This is a genomic window from Photobacterium sp. DNB22_13_2, assembly GCF_052873915.1.
On the sequence record NZ_JBNNXU010000006.1, the window covers coordinates 314,757 to 333,780 of the forward strand.

18 protein-coding genes and 1 pseudogene are annotated in these 19,024 nt (G+C 44.1%); 9 read left to right on the top strand and 10 right to left on the bottom strand.

Going from position 1 to position 19,024, the window contains the following annotated elements; all coding sequences use genetic code 11:
- Positions 1-358: 358 nt before the first annotated feature.
- Positions 359-832 (bottom strand): YHS domain-containing (seleno)protein, encoded by a 474-nt coding sequence (locus ACVA58_RS11985; protein ID WP_446510673.1) that lies wholly within the window; start codon positions 830-832, stop codon positions 359-361.
- Positions 833-970: 138 nt separating this feature from the next.
- Between ACVA58_RS11985 and ACVA58_RS11990 the strand changes: the two genes are divergently transcribed.
- Positions 971-1,813, top strand: a complete 843-nt coding sequence (locus ACVA58_RS11990; protein WP_446510674.1) for an AraC family transcriptional regulator — start codon at positions 971-973, stop codon at positions 1,811-1,813.
- Positions 1,814-2,008: 195 nt separating this feature from the next.
- Positions 2,009-2,428 carry a universal stress protein gene (locus ACVA58_RS11995; RefSeq protein ID WP_446510675.1) on the top strand — a complete coding sequence of 140 codons (420 nt, stop codon included), beginning with the start codon at positions 2,009-2,011 and terminating at the stop codon, positions 2,426-2,428.
- Positions 2,429-2,519: 91 nt separating this feature from the next.
- Here the strand turns inward: ACVA58_RS11995 and ACVA58_RS12000 are convergent, their stop codons facing one another.
- Positions 2,520-2,795 (bottom strand): nitrogenase-stabilizing/protective protein NifW, encoded by a 276-nt coding sequence (locus ACVA58_RS12000; RefSeq protein ID WP_446510676.1) that lies wholly within the window; start codon positions 2,793-2,795, stop codon positions 2,520-2,522.
- Between the two features lie 308 nt (positions 2,796-3,103).
- Between ACVA58_RS12000 and ACVA58_RS12005 the strand changes: the two genes are divergently transcribed.
- Positions 3,104-3,952 (top strand): enoyl-CoA hydratase/isomerase family protein, encoded by an 849-nt coding sequence (locus ACVA58_RS12005; RefSeq protein WP_446510677.1) that lies wholly within the window; start codon positions 3,104-3,106, stop codon positions 3,950-3,952.
- Between the two features lie 731 nt (positions 3,953-4,683).
- Positions 4,684-4,854 (top strand): hypothetical protein, encoded by a 171-nt coding sequence (locus ACVA58_RS12010; protein WP_446510678.1) that lies wholly within the window; start codon positions 4,684-4,686, stop codon positions 4,852-4,854.
- 189 nt (positions 4,855-5,043) lie between these two features.
- On the opposite strand, the gene ACVA58_RS12015 is transcribed toward ACVA58_RS12010, so the two are convergent.
- The 3 genes and pseudogenes from ACVA58_RS12015 to ACVA58_RS12025 all read right to left on the bottom strand — a co-directional run bounded on the left by ACVA58_RS12015 (position 5,044) and on the right by ACVA58_RS12025 (position 7,760).
- Positions 5,044-6,306: a RidA family protein gene (locus tag ACVA58_RS12015; RefSeq protein WP_446510679.1), complete on the bottom strand. Its 1,263-nt coding sequence runs from the start codon at positions 6,304-6,306 to the stop codon at positions 5,044-5,046.
- A gap of 492 nt (positions 6,307-6,798) precedes the next feature.
- Positions 6,799-7,512: pseudogene (locus tag ACVA58_RS12020) on the bottom strand (sodium/glutamate symporter).
- A complete protein-coding gene (locus tag ACVA58_RS12025) occupies positions 7,488-7,760 on the bottom strand; it encodes a sodium/glutamate symporter (RefSeq protein WP_446510680.1) in 273 nt (90 codons plus the stop codon). The pseudogene ACVA58_RS12020 and the gene ACVA58_RS12025 overlap by 25 nt, the downstream one beginning before the upstream one ends.
- Before the next feature lie 475 nt (positions 7,761-8,235).
- On the opposite strand from ACVA58_RS12025, the gene ACVA58_RS12030 reads away from it, so the two are divergent.
- Positions 8,236-8,622, top strand: coding sequence for a hypothetical protein (locus ACVA58_RS12030; protein ID WP_446510681.1), 387 nt, complete (start codon positions 8,236-8,238; stop codon positions 8,620-8,622).
- Positions 8,623-9,018: 396 nt separating this feature from the next.
- Complete coding sequence (locus ACVA58_RS12035; RefSeq protein WP_446510682.1) at positions 9,019-9,591, top strand: DUF2913 family protein; 573 nt, start codon at positions 9,019-9,021, stop codon at positions 9,589-9,591.
- A gap of 94 nt (positions 9,592-9,685) precedes the next feature.
- Here ACVA58_RS12035 and ACVA58_RS12040 read toward each other — a convergent pair whose 3' ends face one another.
- The 5 genes from ACVA58_RS12040 to ACVA58_RS12060 all read right to left on the bottom strand — a co-directional run bounded on the left by ACVA58_RS12040 (position 9,686) and on the right by ACVA58_RS12060 (position 15,570).
- Positions 9,686-11,140 carry a glutathione synthase gene (locus ACVA58_RS12040; RefSeq protein ID WP_446510683.1) on the bottom strand — a complete coding sequence of 485 codons (1,455 nt, stop codon included), beginning with the start codon at positions 11,138-11,140 and terminating at the stop codon, positions 9,686-9,688.
- Between the two features lie 25 nt (positions 11,141-11,165).
- Positions 11,166-12,944, bottom strand: a complete 1,779-nt coding sequence (locus ACVA58_RS12045; RefSeq protein ID WP_446510684.1) for an ABC transporter ATP-binding protein — start codon at positions 12,942-12,944, stop codon at positions 11,166-11,168.
- On the bottom strand, positions 12,937-14,760 hold the full coding sequence (locus ACVA58_RS12050) for an ABC transporter ATP-binding protein (protein WP_446510685.1): 1,824 nt from the start codon (positions 14,758-14,760) through the stop codon (positions 12,937-12,939). Before ACVA58_RS12050 ends, ACVA58_RS12045 begins: the two co-directional genes overlap by 8 nt.
- A gap of 162 nt (positions 14,761-14,922) precedes the next feature.
- Positions 14,923-15,324 (bottom strand): cupin domain-containing protein, encoded by a 402-nt coding sequence (locus ACVA58_RS12055; RefSeq protein WP_446510686.1) that lies wholly within the window; start codon positions 15,322-15,324, stop codon positions 14,923-14,925.
- Between the two features lie 111 nt (positions 15,325-15,435).
- Positions 15,436-15,570 (bottom strand): hypothetical protein, encoded by a 135-nt coding sequence (locus ACVA58_RS12060; protein ID WP_446510687.1) that lies wholly within the window; start codon positions 15,568-15,570, stop codon positions 15,436-15,438.
- A 304-nt stretch (positions 15,571-15,874) separates the two neighbouring features.
- Here ACVA58_RS12060 and ACVA58_RS12065 point away from each other — a divergent pair, with 304 nt between their 5' ends.
- The 3 genes from ACVA58_RS12065 to ACVA58_RS12075 all read left to right on the top strand — a co-directional run bounded on the left by ACVA58_RS12065 (position 15,875) and on the right by ACVA58_RS12075 (position 18,956).
- Complete coding sequence (locus ACVA58_RS12065) at positions 15,875-16,411, top strand: GNAT family N-acetyltransferase (protein ID WP_446510688.1); 537 nt, start codon at positions 15,875-15,877, stop codon at positions 16,409-16,411.
- 539 nt (positions 16,412-16,950) lie between these two features.
- Entirely contained in the window at positions 16,951-17,151 is a 201-nt protein-coding gene (locus ACVA58_RS12070) for a hypothetical protein (protein ID WP_446510689.1), read from the top strand.
- A gap of 491 nt (positions 17,152-17,642) precedes the next feature.
- Positions 17,643-18,956, top strand: a complete 1,314-nt coding sequence (locus ACVA58_RS12075) for a peptidoglycan DD-metalloendopeptidase family protein (RefSeq protein WP_446510690.1) — start codon at positions 17,643-17,645, stop codon at positions 18,954-18,956.
- Positions 18,957-19,024 lie beyond the last annotated feature (68 nt).

Genomic DNA, 19,024 nt, shown 5'->3' on the forward strand with positions numbered 1-19,024 from the left:
CTCTTTTCTCCAATAGCCCGCTCACAAGCCATTTGCCAGTGACGGATAACAATTAATTCAACAGGGCAAAATCACGCTGCAGTATTCAGTTCAAGTGGATTAAGTTTGGGGCGAGCCCAAGCAGAGACTAAACAGGGAAGTCGTTTGAAAGGCGGAAATCTTGGTTAAACCATGCCGACATCATTAAGGTGATATCAGGCGTCACCACAGCAAATTGGCAGGTCATATTTGCTTTCCTTCACAAATAAATGGGGCGATAGTATTGCCTATAACAATAGTGATTATAGACAATACTCAATTTCTCCGTTACCGCGCTGTGACCAATAGAAATCAGGGGGAAATCAATGCAATTTTAAGGCTATAACTTATCAGCTTCAACTAGCTTGATTTTCGTCCAGTTGCTATCGGCGCTAGTAATATAGCCTCCAGTATCTTCCAACCAGCGTTTTTGCACCGATTTATCCAAATTGAGGTATAGCTTGCCGTCGACAACTTTCCAGGCTAGCGGATCGGTATCAAACTTCTTATTCATTGCAACCCCAAAGGCGCAATAGCCACCATACTGAGGCGCATAATCGGTTGGATTAGCCTGAAAACGCTCCATATTTTGCTTATCAACAAAATGATATGTAGCGCCCTTGTAAGCTGCACTGTAATCACTACTGCCCAGTTGAGCCTGTTGATCGGTAAAATACGCAACGGGATCATATCCCTTGATTGCCAAATCATTTTCATCGGCATTAATATCAATATCTGCCGCCAATACCGTCATGGACAAGCTCAACAGCGAGACTGCTGACAAGTTTCGTAGTGTGGAAGTGATCGTCGCCATGGTGATTCTCCTGCATAAATGACATTCATAAATCTAGCGACAAAATCCGGTTTATAGGGATACATGAGTCCTATACTTGATACTGATAGTACGGAGATGATGCCAATATTGCTAAAGAAGGTCTAAAAGGATATACAAATGGACCATTTGTCCCAACTGATGCAACATTTCTCGGTAAAAGCCGGGGTATTTTATACCGGCGCCCTGTGCGGCATTTCCCGTTTTGATGATCCATCGATAACCTCTGGCCACCTTCACCTACTCAAGAAAGGGTCACTCACCATCGTCGATGCCACCAACACCCATCATCAATTCAATGAGCCAAGCCTGATTTTTATCCCAAGGCCGATGGCACATACTCTCCATTCCCGAGATGAAGCAGGTGACGACACGGATAGCAACGGCCCCGAGCTAGTATGTGCCACCGTTCATTATGGCGCCGGCCCTGATAACCTATTTACCACCGCACTCCCACCATTGATGGTGATAACTTTGGCTCAATCCAACTCCCTTTCAGCTATTGTTGAACAGTTATTTACCGAAGCCTTTACACTACATCCAGGCAAACAGCTGATTATCGATAGGCTCTGCGAAATCCTGTTGGTTTTGCTCATTCGCCATAGTATCGAGCAAAATAGTTTGGATGATGGAATGCTTGCCGGACTGTCTCACCCCAAACTGGCCCGAGTGCTGACCCTAATCCACAACGAACCTGATAAGTCATATTCTATGGCTCAATTTGCCTGTGAAGCGGCAATGTCACGCACCGTTTTTATGGAGTCATTCAAGTCTATCGTCGGCACAACACCGGGTGATTATCAAATGAGATGGCGAATCGAACTCGCACAAAACCTGCTCAGAAAAGGCAAAGCACTTGTTTACGTCGCTGAAGAAGTGGGATATAGCAACCGCTCCGGTTTTGCCCGTGCATTTCGCAAGGTCACGGGTATGTCTCCTTCCTCTTGGCTGACGAAGCACTAACCACTACCACTTTCTCACACCGCTTATCACATATGGTCATTCAGCATTATTGTATTACATATCAACAAATTATAGGCTTTTTAGCCATTCTGAGACATCTTCGACACTATTTATTTCTGTCTCGAACTATGCTGGGTTTATAACCAATGACCTTGAAGTGATTTGGATATATTTTTTAAGCAGGAGGGCATAGTTATGAAATACAAACATATCCTAGTTGCACTTGAACTATCGGAAGAAACCAATGTGCTAATTGATAGGGCTGTTTTTCTGGCAAAGCTCCTCAATGCAGACGTCTCTTTTGTCCACATTGACGGAACACACGGGGAAATCTATCCAGAGCTGATTGATATAAAAGTCACCCCGAATGAAAACCCATTGGGCGAGCCCAAAATGGATCAACTAAGAGCTTTTGAAACCCATACCGACTACCCAATCAAACACTTCATCATTGGTACCGGCGACTTAAGCGGTAAGCTACAAGATATTATCCAAGAAAATGGTGTAGAGCTGATCATTTGCGGCCACCACCATGACTTCTGGAGCAATATCATTTCTTACTCCAAGCACCTCATCAATAAATCCCCGGTTGATATTCTCGTTGTGCCAATCTAAATCAGACGACAAGAAAACAGCCGCTAACGACCAATTGCCGAGTCAGCCACTCTTTACTGATTCGGCACCTTTATCTTTGTAATCAAACAACCTAACGGCGCTGGCAAGAAGTACATCCTCGACAAGCCGAGCGGCTATGCGGATCCAGTCGACCCCGCTGTACCTTGCAATAAGCATTTTTCAGTGCCCGACGAGCAGAAAACCAATCGTCAGGCTTTGAAATCAATAAATAGCCATTAAAGCGCTTAACTAACTGAGTACGATATTCGTTGATAAACTTACTATCAAAACCAATTTCAAAGTAATCAAGTGCCTCCTCAATCGAAGTAAAACTAGCTATTTTTTGTTGGATGTCGTTTTGGCTCATCAACTATTCTTCTGTCTAAAATTATTCTACTGTCAAAAACTATTCTAGGTACTAACGGGTGCCAGTTTACGACAACGCAAAACACCAATCATTGATGTAACACGCCGTTTACTCTGTATTGGCCAAGTGATTATATAGAAAATCCATATTCTCTTTTCTGTTAACTCTAATTTACCTCTAGCCTTCACTCTCCTAGTTTTTAATGTGTGCGGTACGTTCTATCCACAAAGTAGCGCAGCATGTCCTTGATATTCACTCGATTCAAAAAACTGACTGCAACAATGGATGCAGCGATGAGGAGTAATACGATGGAATATAAGAATTTCACGACGTTTTCGGTAAAGATCGATGATGGTGTCGCCTGGGTGACTATTGATTTCCCGCCTGTCAATGTACAGGGCCAAGAGATGCTCGCCGATCTCAACAGCCTAGCATTACGGCTAGAGCGCGACCGAGAGGTCAAAGTCGTTGTATTCGAATCCGCCCACCCTGAAATTTGGGTCTGCCATTATGACACTAACCTGCTGCGCGATATGTCTAAAGACGCTGTCGCCCGAAACGAAGCTAAGCTCCTCGATCTACAAGCCGTACTAGAGCGCATTAGTCGATTACCACAAGCGACCATTGCCAAACTGGAAGGCTATGCCCGTGGCGGTGGCCATGAGTTTGCACTGGCCTGTGACATGCGTTTCGCCGCACGCGGAAAATATAAATTCATGCAGATGGAAGTGGCAATGGGTATTTTGCCTTGCGGTGGTGGTGCTTCACGAATGGCGCGCCAGGCTGGGTTAGGCCGAGCGCTGGAAATCATCCTCAGCGCACGAGATTTTGATGCCGATGAAGCAGAAGCCTATGGCACCATCAACAAAGCGCTTGAACCTGATGAAATCGGTGAATACGTCGAGACACTCGCCAAGCGTATCGCCAAGTTCCCAGCCGAATCCATTAACGCCTGTAAACAAACTGTCTATGAGTCTATCGACAGGCCCATCAACGATGCACTTAAGGCCGAGGCTTATTGGTTATACCAAGCCACCAGCAAAACCTCCGCAATTACCCGGTTTACCTGGGCCGATGAACAAGGTGCTCAGTTTGATATTGAAAACCAGAGAAACTGGGAGCAACTGGTCATCAACATTCAGGATATCAACGACTGATAATCCAGATAACAAAAAGCGTCTCGGATACCCTCTGCAAACCGTCTATGCCAAGGCGGTTTTTCTTATGAATGCCCAAATATGAATTTCTCTTAATCATCGTTATTTCAGCACACCTTTCTTAAACTTAACCTAAAGCAAAACGAACCATTAAACTCATATTTCAAAATTGCCTATTTTATTTAGGGTCTCCCTTTATGGTTAAGTTAAACATTCTCTTTGAATCCCTTTTTTGGGCTCTTATGATAGTAGTAACATTGCGAATCGACTTAAGTACTCACTTGGTAAATCTTCTAATTTATTAAAAAATCAATATATTAAAAACAAAATCAAGCCAGCAACATGCTGGCTGTTGTTGTAGTTCGTTGAAAAAAACAAGTACGAGCAAAAATGAATATCTCTTATACATAGTGTCCGTAATATCTATTCTTTATCATTAGCCATATCACAAAACGTCACATTTAAATTATTGTGATTAGATAACCTGCTAAAAATAAAATAACTCTCAATCTTTCTGGAGACACTCGAGATGCCGTTGCCACGATTAAGCATACCTAGTTATAAGTTAATTAAAACCACCATTAGCTTAGCGCTGTCCGTTGTTATTTTAATGGGTTGTAACTCAGAGCCAGAATCAGAATCAGAATCAGAATCAGAAACAAAATAGACCATTGCCCGCCCAGTCATGACTGAAGTGGTGAGCTATTCGAATACTTCAGAAATGAACCTAAGTGATATCACTCAAGCTAATGAACGACTTGGGTTTCTCCTTCGATGTCAATATGGGGGATATGCTTAACAATAAATCACTATCGAATATGTGGCTAAGCTACAGCCTGCATCACCGTTCGGGTATTTTCACCCTCTCTTCAGCTTTTGGCAGGATCAAAGGGGGACAGTGACTACAATACGCTTTATGTGCAGTGGGATTTCTAAGCACATATCCCCTATTTATTGCTATCAAAAAAATGGGCAGGCCCTTATTGTTTGCCCCTCATTGAGGTGTCCAAATAATAAAAGCCTGCCCAGTTAGTATCATTGAATAACGCTTGTTATCATTGCCTGGCGGCTACAGCGCATTCAAGACGATATTATGCTTGTGGAAGCGTACCTTCACCGTTAGAAACAACAGCGTCGATTTGTACTAGTGCACCCATTTCAATTTGAGAAACACCCACAACAGTACGTGCTGGAAGATCGCCTTGGAAGAACGTTGTATACACTTCGTTTACCGCATCGATATCAGCAACATCTTTAAGTTGGATGTTGATTTTAACGATGTCGTCCATTACGTGGTCAACACTCTCAACAATCGCTTTGATGTTTTTCATGCACTGTTCAGCTTGCTCTTTGGCGCCACCAACTACGATTGCATTTGTTTTCACATCAACTGGAAGTTGAGCAGCAACGTGGTTGTAGTGAGAGAAGGCCACTGTTTGTGTGTGCAATGCGTTACGTGGTGCAGCATCAGTATTGTTTGCACGAATCACGATGTTGTGACGATCTTCAACTTCTTGTGGAGGTGTGCCGTCGCCATGAGATACAGAAGCATCGATTTGAACTAGAGCGCCCATTGGTAGTGCGTCAGCTGCGATAACAGAACGTGCTGGTACGTAAGCCACTGTACGAGCGATAGCTGAATCCGGGAAGAATGTTGAGTACACTTCGTTTACTGCGTCAGCATCAGCAAGATCAGTTAAGTACATGTTGATTTTAACGATGTCATCGAAAGGTACATCGATGCTTTCTAGCACTGCTTTCATGTTCTTAAGACATTGTGCAGTTTGCTCTTTCACGCCGCCTTCGACTAATGCGCCAGTTTTAGCGTCTACTGGCAACTGAGCTGAGATGTTGTTGTAGTGAGAGAAAGCAACTGTTTGAGTTGATAATGGGCTCTGTGGCGCATTTTCAGTGTTGCGAGAAAGTTTGATAAGCGCACAAGGGTCTTGTGGCGCAGTACCTTCACCGTTTGAGATCAGCGCATCCATCTGAACCAAAGCATCGCCCATTGGTAAAGCGTTAACTTGAACCACAGTACGAGTAGGAAGAAGGTTATTGAAGAAAGTCGCGTAAACTTCGTCTACCGCTTCCATATCAGCAAGGTCTTTAAGGAATACGTTGATTTTTACAACGTCGTCCATTACATGGTTAATGCTTTCAACAATGGCTTTGATATTTGTTAAACACTGCTTAGCTTGATCTTTTACATCACCGACAACAATCTCGCCTGTTTTAGGGTCTACAGGTAACTGTGCAGAAAAGTTATTGTAGTGTGAGAAAGCAACTGTTTGAGAAGATAGAGTGCTTTGAGGGGCATTTTCTGTATTGCGTGAAACTTTAATGATGCCAGCCATGTCGACATTTTCCTTATATGTAGTCAGAGATTTTAATCGATTTATTTGAAATACTTATCGAAGTGGCAAAATAGTAAGTTAATTATTTCAGCAGAAATGTGATGAAAATCAAAATATCATTTCACTAGATAACTACTGTTAATGGAATAAATAGTCACTTTACGACTAAATATCCACAATTATGCTAATACTGTGGCAGCATCAACCTTTTTTCATGCGAATGATTCGCTATTTTTGAATGTAATCTCAGTGAGAGAATAACAAAACCCGTGTGATTTTATCGTTTTTTGATAAATTGCTCACAGAAATTCAATAATAATCGGTCAGATCACACCTCTTTTATCATTATAAATTGCATAAAAACCCTATAATACCTCTCTCATTTCTTGCATCCGTAAGTTTTCGATGCCTATCCTCCCCTGATTTTTAGCTAACCGCTTAAATACTAACCATACCAAAATGGCCGTTGATTAAAGTTAAAAAAAACATTATTCAACAGCCAGCATTGAGTATTTCAAGTTTTTGTCCTGCCACGTCACTAAAAAATCGAATAAAGGTGTTTATTATCAAATCATTAGCCATATCAATAAAGAAACCACACACCAATAGAACAATGATAAAATCCTTATGTGCAGCGCCACATTGCTGGGTTACCGTGGTCATATTTACAATAACAGTAGCCGTTGGCCCTAATGTAATGCCTCCAAAACCCGAACTGATAACCGCTGCTTCATAATTTTTTCCCATCGCCCGGAAGACAACCAGTACCGTAAAGCAAATCGACATAACCACCAGAAGTAACATAACAACACTTAAAAACATTACCGAGATCTGTAATTACCATAACTGAAGCCCCATATGCGCCATCGTCAAGAACATACCGAGGCAAACATCCGATATAAGGGTTTGCCCTAGTTGAACGTTCTTACTTACCTTATGTTTCAACACCACTGATTTAAAACTACCGATAACAATACCGACCAATAAACAAGCGAAAAATATGGGTAACTGGCGCCCGATGTCAGGTAAAGCGATATTAATAAAGTAATCTACCATCAAGCTGAGGTTTAACATTAACCACGCATATGTATAGCCGAAGTGATCCAGCTTAACCGCTTCACTATGGTAAACGCCAATGTCTAACTGGTGATCTGTACTAACTTCTAATCGATTATTTTTTATCAGGTAGTTGCAATCGGCCCCCAAACAAGACAGGCAAAAATAAGCCCTAGCGCATTACTGGCTATTCCGATCTTTGCGGCACCTTCGACACCCATTTCAGCAAAAGTCGGAAACCAAGCCATAGTTTGACCTACTCCGCCTATCAACGAAATAGAACCCACCAATAACTGGTTCTGGAATACTGTACTTCCATAATACCCCTTAACGCATTGTGGCAAACTTGCCAATAAATAATAAGCAAATAACCAATGTAAAATAAATAAAGCTTTCAATAACAACAGCCTGCATAAATTATCAACCAGTAATTTATATTAAAATAAAGACCAGAATTATTGATATTATTGACCTTCATGCAAAAGCATGGCCTTCAAGATCTGTTTTCTCTCGATTAGACCCGGTTTGTATCGGGCTTGGCCTATACCTCACCCGATACAAACGTCGGTAAGAAAGCAGCATCAAGTTGGGTACCATTCGCAAGGTCATCCCTTTAGGTCCCCAGATAGACGCATTGATTACGATCATCGCCAATCCCGTAGTTATTTATACCTAACGGAGTGGCAATAAAATCATTGGTTTGAGTGCAATATTAAGGTGTGAATATGAAATTACTACGCATAACAGATATTATTTTCCCTGTTCATTTACAACATCGACTTGCAAATGTGAATTTCTCATATTCATAGCACCAACAATAAACAAGTGATAGTTTAATTTTAAATTCCAAAAAACTTAAAGAGATAGCTAATAATGTCATTATGCGATTCACTAGAAAAAGATAACAAAATAAACATTCACATTAATGATCGACTCTATAGTGTAAATGATAACGGCGAAGGCGAATGTGAAATGATTTTAATAGATCGTTCTCATGCTGATTTACAACATGAGTATGAAAACAATAGTTCTCAAAGATCAATATTTATTGATATCACACCAGCATGGAATGAAAATATTAGTAATTTATCAATAAATGATTTATTTGAATTAGCAAAAGACTTACACTTTCTTACTGATATTTATTGGATAGAATCACTCTCGATTATTGACCTAAGTAATAATATTCAACTTGGTGAAATATTGAAGTCAACATTCAGAACAAGACTAAAAAACGAACTGGCACTTGGATATTACTAACCACATGAATATACATTCAAGTCGCAAAATTTAGAGCTTCCTCAAGGAAAACCACCAAATAGATTAACTAACCGATTTCGGGAGCATTAATTTGGGATACTATCATTTCAACACTGGCTTCCTAAGTGCCTTCAAACCAGTGTTGGAACCCTCCTAGGCTATCTTGAGCAACTGATAGAACCTCACGGTACAGCTCTTCGCTGCGCAAAGATCAACAAACATTACTGAACCACATCAGCTCGATAAACAAAACTTCTATCTTCGTACAACAAGCGACACCAGCCAATTGATATAAAGTGATATCAATTGGCTGTAATTGATATAAAGTGTAAAAAAAGTATTCGAACTTCGATATAATGAGTCCGATAATCTTGTAGAGATTTGGATAGTACGTTAATGAACCAAACCCAGCTGTTGCTCGATGTTAGTACCAATGCTTTATTGCACCTTGAATTCCAAAAACTGGACAAGCACCTTACCTTAGCTGAAAGAAACAACATTTTAGTTAAGTACTTCAAACGTATCGCTAAATCCAATAGATATAGAACAATAAGAAAGTCAGCGAAACAGTGGATTGCACACGGCCGCCACCCTGAGGGTAACTTGGAGTCGGTGCTAAGTAATGAAGTGGAGCAACTAACCCAGACTTGCTCTACCGATTTATATCGCTTTGTTGGGCTTGTCGATACAGTCGAGTCACAACTCAAAACCAAAGTTCAGTACTCGAAAGCGCACGATATAGACCTCAATGCCCGTTACGGCAAGGTACTTGTGTGCGTAGTTGATGAAGATTTGACCTCAAGCTTCGATGAAGATGGTCTGATGATAAAATCCACTCAGGTCCTGTTCATCGGCGACACGCAAGACAAAGACATCTTCTCTGAAGCAATAGAGCAAGATGGCAATTTCCAATCAGTCATTGCATACGAAGACGACAATCACCTTCGGGTTGAGCTATTTAGAATGTAGCCGTTAACAAGCCTAAGCATCAATGATGACCAGCCAACACATGAGAAAGGAGGCTTCGCAGCCTCCTTGTCTCTATCTACTTCCTGACGCTCGATTAGCCGACCAAGGTTAATGAATCAAGGATCCCCTTACCGCTGTGGATCCCCCCTTCGTTTTCACTCGCCGGTTTACTGCGGATCAAATACCCTGCATAGCCATCTAACTCTGTCATTGGCTCACCATTGAAATATGCCGTAAACAGGCCAATTTCGCTAACCAAGTCATCCACCATCGTCTGCTCGACATCTCGTACGGCGATAGTTGGAGTTTCTCGCTCATGCGGGTATAAGCGCTGCATCAAGGCCCAAGCGTCATATTCTTCAGGTGATATTTGACTCAATTTATCGCTGATATCCTTACCAAAGACGCAATGACCACCTCCCTCCCCTTGGTTTTTCAGCACCCACTCATGCTGATTTGCTTGGGTATTAAACCAGTCGATAGTCTCAGTATTTACCGGCTTCATCTCCGCCAATACACTCTTTACTAACTGCGCTTCATCAAGGCTCAACCCCCAGCGGGCATAATCCTCTGCTGGCATCATGGTCAGTAGCATCTGCATCGATTTACTGGTCGCTAGTTGCTGACTAATTGTCGCATTGACTGCCACATTATGCTGCTCGATAAACAAGCGAGTCTGGCTCAAGGTATGGCAACAGATAGATTCGTTCAGCTCTGGTGCCCAGTAATCTGAATACTGATAACCCGCGCGCAAATAGACCACGTCGATAGCACCGACACCGTCGAGTATCAAACGCTGGTTATCCCCCGTCGACAACTGAGTACTGAGTTGGTCGAAGGTACGACGAACGGTACGCAGCCCCAGCTTTTGCAATGCAACCTCAAGCAAATGTTGGTCATAGACGTTATCTTCATTTTTCTGTACCACCATCAAAAAGGTCGGTTTACCCTGAGCATTAAAATCCTCCTGAATCCTTTTGGCTGAAGTCGCAATCGCATAGGCAAGTTGTTCAAGCCCCTGGTTCTCTGCCGGTACCGCATCGCTATCTTCCAGCCAATCTAGGTAAGTCTGCGGCCACTGGTTTTGCATAAAGGCATGGAACTCCGTTGCACGCTGACCGAACGGCCCCATACCCGCTGCAATACCGTTGAACTCAATCACCTTAGCACCGTGTTGGCGATCATCCATAAAGTCGGTACGCATCAGTAATAGCGGTTGGCGCGCAGGGCTGCTACTGATATCACCATGAGCTTGCTGATGGAGCTCCATCAAGCGGCCAAAAAACGGATCCGCCTTGGCCATATCCCCCAATGAGGCTTGCAGGAAGTCGTGATCTTCAGAGACATGGCTGATCAGCTTGGTGATTAGCGGCGTCACCTTTAGTAGATGCTCATACACCTCACGCTCCATGGTCATCGGCGCAATACTGAACGGGCAGTGCCGAGCCGTATTGTCAGCTTGTCTAAACGCGACACCGTGCATGATGGCCCACTCACAGGCGTCTTCAATGATCTGCTGCGACAGAAAACTATACTTTTCGTTTGTCATCGTTTACTACTCTAAAATTTTGCAATTAGGCGGCTGTAGCGCCAACTAAACCCAGCGAACTACTCAAGTGTTCACTCTCTTCCTGTGCTTTTTGCGCCAGGTATAAGTCTTGGTAGTCGCCTTCTAAGCCAATCAACTCATCATGGGTACCGCTTTGCACCACCTTACCCTTGTTCATCACCAATATTTGATCGGCGTTCTGAATGGTCGATAAGCGGTGAGCCACCGTGATCACCGTGCGGCCATCCTGAATACTGTCCAACGCCTCTTTCACGGCTTCCTCGGTATCGCTATCAATGTTGGCCGTTGCCTCATCGAGCAAAAAGATTTTCGGATCATGTGAAATCGCCCTCGCAAGAGCCAACAACTGTTTTTCCCCCACCGATAAAGATGCCCCACCATGGCCGGGCCTATGGTCGTACCCGCCAGATAAACGCTCAATAAACTTATGCGCTTTCACTTGTTTGGCGGCAAACTTTGCTTTATCGATATCCAATGCACTGCGAGAAAGATCGATATTTTCCAGCACCGAGCCGCTAAAAATAGTCGGGTCTTGCGAGACCAAGCCAAACATCTTGCGTAGCTGAGCATCCGGCAGAGATCCAACCGGCTGACCGCCGATCAATATTTCCCCTTGCTGGTGTCGATAGAAACGCATCAACAAGTTGATCACCGAACTCTTGCCACTACCGGTATGACCAACAATGGCAGTAAACTTGCCCCCTTTGGCCGTAAAGCTGACATCGGACAGCACCGGATTGCCTTCCTCATAACCAAAGTTAACATTGCGGAACTCAATATCATGTTGCTCCGACACCTCAACAAAGGCTTTAGGGTGACGCTCTCGTTCAGAATCGTCATCCAATAGTTCAAAAACACGCTTGGATGCAACCGTCGCGACCTGCAATTTGCGCAGCTCCATCGACAGCTGTCTGAATGGATCAAAGAAACGTTCGATATAGTTCAAGAATGCGTACAAAGTCCCGACTTCAACCACTGTCGTTAGCGAGCCATTAGCAAACCATGCAACGATACCTGCAGCAGTCAACGTAGAAACCAAACGGGTTAGCGGCAACAGCATCAAGCTGTCGATAGCAATCGATTTGGTTCTAAATTCAAACCAGCGCTGATTGTCCTGCTCAAACTTTTCCGTAAAGGCCTTTTCCTGGCGGAAAGCTTGAATCAATGCCATGCCTTGCAATGACTCATTAATCCGTCCATTGATATTGCTGATCTGGGTACGGACACCATTGAATACCGACATAGAGATCTTACGGTACAGATGCATGGTCAGCAGCAGTACCGGGATCAGTACCAAACTCAATAGCATTAAGCGCCAATCCAACAAGGCTATTGCGATAAAGATAGCCCCGATACGTAAGCCACCCTGAATAATGGTCGGAATGGTCGAGACATACATGTCGCGCATCGATTCCGTGTCATTGGTGATATAAGACACCAATTTTCCCGTAGGCTGTTTATCGAAGGTCCGGATAGGAAAATTAACAACATGACCGAACAGCTCCTTCCTGACATCCTTTACCACCAGCAACGCGCCATGACGAAATGTCACCGCCTGAAGGTAGGAAAATATGGCAGAGATGACATAAAACAGCATTACCAGACCGGTCAGCCATACCAAGTGCTGCCACTCAAATTGCTGTGGCACAATCACATCATCAAGAATGATCTTCGCCAACCATGGGATCGCCATTTCAGCACTTATCGCAACGGCCAGCATGGCAAATGCCGCCAGAAAACGGCGTTTATGTGGCAATGAATATGCCAACAATCGCTTAAGCATGGGCATCTCCTGCTGGTTGTTCGGCGAAGATGTCGACCGCTACCTGTTGTGATTTTTCTGTCACCACTTTACCTTGTAAATCTGTTACTAGCTGACTTTGGCGCTGATACACCATTGCGTACCAGCCTTGCTTAGCGACCAATTCATGGTGCGTGCCGCGCTCTTCTATCTGACCATCATTGAGCACCAACACTTGATCAGCCTCTATCAGGTTGGTCAACCGCTGCGTCACCAGCAGCAATGTCTTGTGCCCATAGTGTGTCTTCAAGTTCTGGCGTACGATCACCTCAGTTTTCATATCCAATGCACTGAATGGGTCATCCAACAGTAAGATATCTGCATCAGACAGCAATGCTCGAGCCAATGTCAGCCGTTGTTGCTGCCCACCAGAAAGGTTGGTGCCGCCTTCACGCAATTCGGTGCTGAACCCGTCCGGCATCGCGTCAATTTCGGCTTTAATACCGGCCATCTCGGCGACAAAAGCAATCTCGTCTTCAGTGGCTTCAGGTTTTGCCAACGCAATGTTTTCTGCAATGGTGCCGGAGAACAAAAATGGCTTTTGCGGCACCCACGCCATTTTGTCGCGCAGAGACTCAAAGGTCAGTGTTTCAATAGAGTGACCACCAATACTGATCGTTGATGATGGGCTGAGCGGGAACTGCCTTAGTGCTAATTGCAGCAAGGTACTTTTACCGCTGCCCGTCGGTCCAGTAATACCCACAAAACCGCCATTGGCTAAGTCCAGCTCAATACCTTCTAATGCGCGTCGATTTGCACCCTGATAGGCAAATGAATCAATCTTGATCGACAAATTGGCTTTTGCATCAGCAGGAAGTACTTCCGTGCCTTCAACCACATCCTCTTTTTCTGCGAACAACTTTTCCAAACGCTGCCATGAGGTGCTCCCCCGCTGGAAAACATTGAACTGCCAACCAAATTGCATAAATGGCCCTAATAACTGACCAAGATAGAGCGTAAAGGTGGTAAATAGACCAACGGTAATACTGCCATGGCTAATAAGCCATGCACCGTAGCCAAGGGAAATGACAAACGATAAGCCGTAAATCAGTTGGATAGTCGGCCCAAACGCCGCATCTACTTTAGCTACTGCAAGGTTTGCGTCCAAGGTTTCGTCAAGAGTTTGGCCGAACCGCTGCTCCTGACGTTGGCCAATACCATGGGAACGCACTGCGCGGATCCCCGAGACGGTTTCTCGGGTTTCTTCATTGAGGTTTGAGAATGCGGCTTGCGCACGACCAAATGCTTTGTGCAATTTAGTCCCATATCGGCTCGTGACCAAAACCAGCAACGGGAAAGGCAACAGGGCAACAGTCGTCAGCTCTCCACTGACAACGAAAATCATGCCAAAAATAACGGTAAATCCAGCTATCAAGGAATCCACCAGCGTCATGATCCCCATTCCCGTAGCTTCTTCGACGGCATTGAGATCATTGGTGGCATGGGCCATCAGATCGCCTGTACTACGACGGGAATAAAATGACGGTGATAACTTGGCGAACTTCTGGAACAAGTCCTTACGCAGTACCTTAGTAATGGCAATCGATGCGCCATAAAGTCTGCTCTGCCAAACATAGCGCAAGCCATACATGGCAACAGCGGCGACAACAATCCCACCGAGGTGAAATAATAAGGTAGCCAGTGTCAGTTCACCCACACTGATAAGGTCAACAATTCGTCCTATCAGCCAAGATGGCACCAGGTTCAGCAATGCGACCACCTGTAGCATCACAATGGCAATCAAATATTGGCGGGCAAACATTTTTATGTAGCCCCGCAATTTCCAGATAATATTCATATGTTATTAAACCGTGGTCTCCATAGAAAAGGGGTAACAACAGGAAGACGAACGAGACGGCAAAAAGACGGAAAAAAATGTCAATTTATGGATATGAGAAGTTCGACTGCTTAAGAAACAATCAAAAAATGTATTTAGGAGGAAGAAGAACCGTCAGTTAAATTAGCTTTCGGCCAGAAGACGATCTAACTCTGGGCAGGCATGCCAATCATCTGGCTGGCTATGACCATGCTTAACTGTGTGTAAGTCAGTTCGCGGAAAGACATAGACATTGTGCGGTACGCCGGGTTTCACCGTTAGCACTTCATTCGCACACACTTCTTTTATCTCTACATCGCCATTCTTTAACTCGGCAAAAAGAATTGAGCCTGACTGAACGATATAAGTTTCGAAGGTCGTGTGGTGAACATGGCTGTTTTGCCAACTTCCCTGCTCATCGGGGTAACGGGTACGAATATACCCTGAACCATCATTAGACTTCATGCGAGAGCGCGTTTCACCATTAGCCATGACTTCGGTGTTTATTTGAAGGGAATCGTAGGTTGGAAGTTCGAAATCATTCATCTTGTGACTAATCTAGGAAGTGTAAGGCTATGTACAAAATGGCAAACATTAAGAAGCCGCGATTAGAGAATCACGGCTAGGCGAAAAGAAGAATAAAGTCAGTGGTTTGGACTAGATATCTAGCCAGTCATTAAAATCAACCCAAGATAGACCTCGGCTTTTCATTTGCTCGACGTAAATCTCATACTCGGTACATAGCGCATCTCGTTCTGTGCTGCGCCAGTTTTTGTCTTCTTTCAAACTCATAAATCCATCCTTGAATCCAAATGAAGGTTGAAACACCTACGGTCAATTCAGACTATCACTAAGAAACGGCGTTGAAAACAAGAAGAATGGCTCTTTTACCTACTTTTTTTGTTGCTAATACACCACTTTTCAACTTTTTTGTGAGCCATAACTTGTTTTATGTCCAACTGATTCACTGTCTTCTACTATTCACATTTTTAATTTCTACTAACGTTTAAGCCAGCAGAAATTGTTGGTATTGAGTATTGACCTGTCTATAACTTCACAGTTTATGCTTTTGTACAAACTTTGTGAGGAGCTAATAATGCAGTACAGCATCTACCAACACCATCAATCTGAAGAAATCATTCAACTCTTTTACCAAACTTTTTCTGACGCTGAAGATATAGACGAGGGCAAAGTGATCAGCAATTTGGTAAGCGAATTATTGGCATCAACAGAAGCCGATGACCTTTTCGTCTTTGTTGCCAAGGAAAAAGATAAGATTGTTGGCAGTATTCTGTTTACCCGCCTGACATTTGAATCAGCCAAAACGGCCTTCTTGATGGCGCCAGTTGCAGTAATTACCCAAAGCCAAGGTAAAGGTATCGGCCAAGCGCTGATCAAATTTGGCCTCGACACACTGCAGCAACAAGGTATCGAGCTGGCCTTTACGTATGGCGATCCGAACTTTTACAGTCAAATCGGCTTTAAGTGTATAACTGAGCAGCAGTTCAAGGCACCGTTACCACTGTCTCATCCACACGGTTGGTTGGCACAGTCACTCACCGCTCAACCATTAGTGCCGCTAACCGGCAACTCAGCCTGTGTTGCTGCGTTCAACAAACCAGAGCTTTGGTAAAGTGCGGTAGAACACAAAAAATAGTGAGAGAGGTAAGCTATGCGGCCTCGCATAGGCAAGAATTTGGCTCGAAATACGGGCCAAACTTACTGCATCTGTAGATAGCTCAGACTATAAATGCCTACTTGAGTTAATCAACATCACATTTTTTGCAATTTAATGTATTTACAACGGCATCGTTTAGGGTTAGTTTGTCGAGGTCTGCTACTCAGACCGACAAATGATTTTCGAAGTATACACCTCACTTCTCGCCAAAGTTAGATGCACCCCAAGAAGATTATCTTTATTGCCACTGCCGCGCTATGTTGCAAGCGCTCCGCAGTGATGAGTCAGTGAGTTGGTGATCTCCTGACGCCCAATAGTAAAGGTCAATGAGTAAACCGGATCAGCCTTAGCTGACATTCCGGCAAGACAAGCGCTGTTTTCAGCATTTGTACTCAATTTGATAGCCACAAACTCAACGCAAGTTCCCAATCACTAGCAAACAATGAATATGCTAGTCGGGACAGAATGCAGAGTTTGGGCACGAAGGAAAAAATATGATTTCACATACCGGCATTATCCGCAGCTACAACCCAACTAACCGCACTGGCCTTATCACTTGTGATCTAGGCGGCGACATTCGTTTCTGCGGCGTAAACATCGCCAGCCAAGGCCAACCAGCGTCAGGTAGCTTAGTCGAGTTCATTATGGATGACTCGAGCAGCAACCTACAAGCCGTTAAAATTCGATTTATTTAATATTTCGGATCTACAAAAAGCAGCGCTCTAACCAGAGCGCTGTCATCGATACTTCCAACTCCTCACCCTGCTCAAGTTTCAACCACCTGTAAACCACTCTTCCTTCTGATATTCTTGTTAACCCAATGCATTTCGATGCATTATTAACCAATCATATTAACTAGAGCGCATACCTTCTGTCAGGGCAATGTTAAGAGTCGCTTTTTTCTGCTTTGACATTCACCAGCTATCCTAAGCCGTAAAAAATCAAACATACTTCACATATCGGATATCTTTTACGCAAGAAAACTGATTTTTTTGCGATCACGGAACCTTTTTAACACACCCGATGTCTCTTTATGGCAGACTAGCGCTCCTTAATGGATGCATAGTTATAAACATTCAAAAAAAATTCATGGTTATGGAAAATGATAACAACACTCCATAGCCCGAGATAAAGAACCTTTATCTGTCATAAAAATCAGCAATAAATACGACGAGTTCTTTCTACCATGTCTACGCAAAACTCGACGCTTTCTCGAAAGTGGATGTCGACCAAATTTTTAGGGATAGCAGGCTTTTCGCTATTGACGATAGCAGCGCTGCTAACACAAACCAGTACGACTCAACGCACGGTTCCACTCAACCTTGCGATCAATACAACTCAATGGTCTCCTAGCGATCAGGCTGATCAACCCGTATATGAGCCACCTCGTTACGCATATACCATTCAAAAAGGTGACACACTTAGCCAAATTTTCTCCCGACTAAATATTCCTTTACGAAGCATTCAAGAACTGCAAGAAGCCGATCTCAACCATTTGAAGATTGATACACTGCAGCCAGGCAATACTATGCGTTTTTGGGTTGATTCGGCCGCAGGGCGTCTCAACCGCTTGGAATTGGAATTTAGCATTGCTCAAAAAGTCGCCTATCAACGGGTAGAAGACAATGGTTTTGAGCTTGAGGAAATCACCATTCCTGGTGATTGGGACGATATCATCGCCAGCGGTGAGATCCACGGCAGCTTCTCTGTCTCTGCACAAAAGGCTGGGCTGAATTCAACAGAGATCTATGAAATTACTAGCTTGCTAAAAGAGAAGCTCAACTTCTCCCGAGATCTCCGTGCCGGGGATAACTTCGAAGTGGTGGTTTCACGCCAGTCGGTCAACGATACAATAACTGGCCAGCATGAAATTCGTGCTATTCGTATCCACAGCCGGGGCCGAGCCACTACAGCTTACCTTCACAGCGATGGTAATTTTTACGATTCGAAAGGCGAAAGCCTGCAGCGTGCCTTCCTGCGCTACCCTTACGAACGGAACCGTACCTACCGCATCAGTTCGAGTTTCAACCCTAAACGACGACACCCTGTCACGGGCCGTATTTCGCCACACAACGGTGTTGATTTTGCCACGCCAACAGGTACACCGGTGATCGCAACGGGCGATGGTGTGGTTTCCCAAGTCGTCAACCACCCTTATGCCGGCAGATATGTCGTGATCCAGCACGGTACCAACTACCGTACCCGCTACTTGCATAACAGCAAGGTCCTTGTCCGCAAAGGCCAGAAGGTTTCTCGCGGCCAGCGAATTGCCCTTGCAGGTGCCACCGGCCGTGTAACCGGACCACATATCCACTATGAATTCCTGATCAGAAACCGTGCGGTAAACCCAATGACTGCCAACATTCCAATGGCCTCATCGGTACCAAGCAAAGAAAAAGGGCAGTTCAAGGAAACGGTCGCGCTATACGATGAAATGATGGACAACCCAAACCGTTCATTGCTCAGTATGGCCGATACTAAACAAGAGCCTGAAGCATAAACGAAAAAACGGGGAAGCAAGCTTCCTCGTTTCTTTATCCAAACATGTCATATGGTAAGTACATACTA

Coding starts and splice junctions, on each gene's coding strand:
- ACVA58_RS12040 (WP_446510683.1), bottom strand. CDS start 11,140: ATGACAAACGAAAAGTATAGTTTTCTGTCGCAGCAGATCATTGAAGAC.
- ACVA58_RS11990 (WP_446510674.1), top strand. CDS start 971: ATGGACCATTTGTCCCAACTGATGCAACATTTCTCGGTAAAAGCCGGG.
- ACVA58_RS12030 (WP_446510681.1), top strand. CDS start 8,236: ATGTCATTATGCGATTCACTAGAAAAAGATAACAAAATAAACATTCAC.
- ACVA58_RS12015 (WP_446510679.1), bottom strand. CDS start 6,306: ATGGCTGGCATCATTAAAGTTTCACGCAATACAGAAAATGCCCCTCAA.
- ACVA58_RS12000 (WP_446510676.1), bottom strand. CDS start 2,795: ATGAGCCAAAACGACATCCAACAAAAAATAGCTAGTTTTACTTCGATT.
- ACVA58_RS12055 (WP_446510686.1), bottom strand. CDS start 15,324: ATGAATGATTTCGAACTTCCAACCTACGATTCCCTTCAAATAAACACC.
- ACVA58_RS12075 (WP_446510690.1), top strand. CDS start 17,643: ATGTCTACGCAAAACTCGACGCTTTCTCGAAAGTGGATGTCGACCAAA.
- ACVA58_RS11995 (WP_446510675.1), top strand. CDS start 2,009: ATGAAATACAAACATATCCTAGTTGCACTTGAACTATCGGAAGAAACC.
- ACVA58_RS12070 (WP_446510689.1), top strand. CDS start 16,951: ATGATTTCACATACCGGCATTATCCGCAGCTACAACCCAACTAACCGC.
- ACVA58_RS12005 (WP_446510677.1), top strand. CDS start 3,104: ATGGAATATAAGAATTTCACGACGTTTTCGGTAAAGATCGATGATGGT.
- ACVA58_RS12060 (WP_446510687.1), bottom strand. CDS start 15,570: ATGAGTTTGAAAGAAGACAAAAACTGGCGCAGCACAGAACGAGATGCG.
- ACVA58_RS12065 (WP_446510688.1), top strand. CDS start 15,875: ATGCAGTACAGCATCTACCAACACCATCAATCTGAAGAAATCATTCAA.
- ACVA58_RS12050 (WP_446510685.1), bottom strand. CDS start 14,760: ATGAATATTATCTGGAAATTGCGGGGCTACATAAAAATGTTTGCCCGC.
- ACVA58_RS12045 (WP_446510684.1), bottom strand. CDS start 12,944: ATGCTTAAGCGATTGTTGGCATATTCATTGCCACATAAACGCCGTTTT.
- ACVA58_RS12035 (WP_446510682.1), top strand. CDS start 9,019: ATGAACCAAACCCAGCTGTTGCTCGATGTTAGTACCAATGCTTTATTG.
- ACVA58_RS11985 (WP_446510673.1), bottom strand. CDS start 832: ATGGCGACGATCACTTCCACACTACGAAACTTGTCAGCAGTCTCGCTG.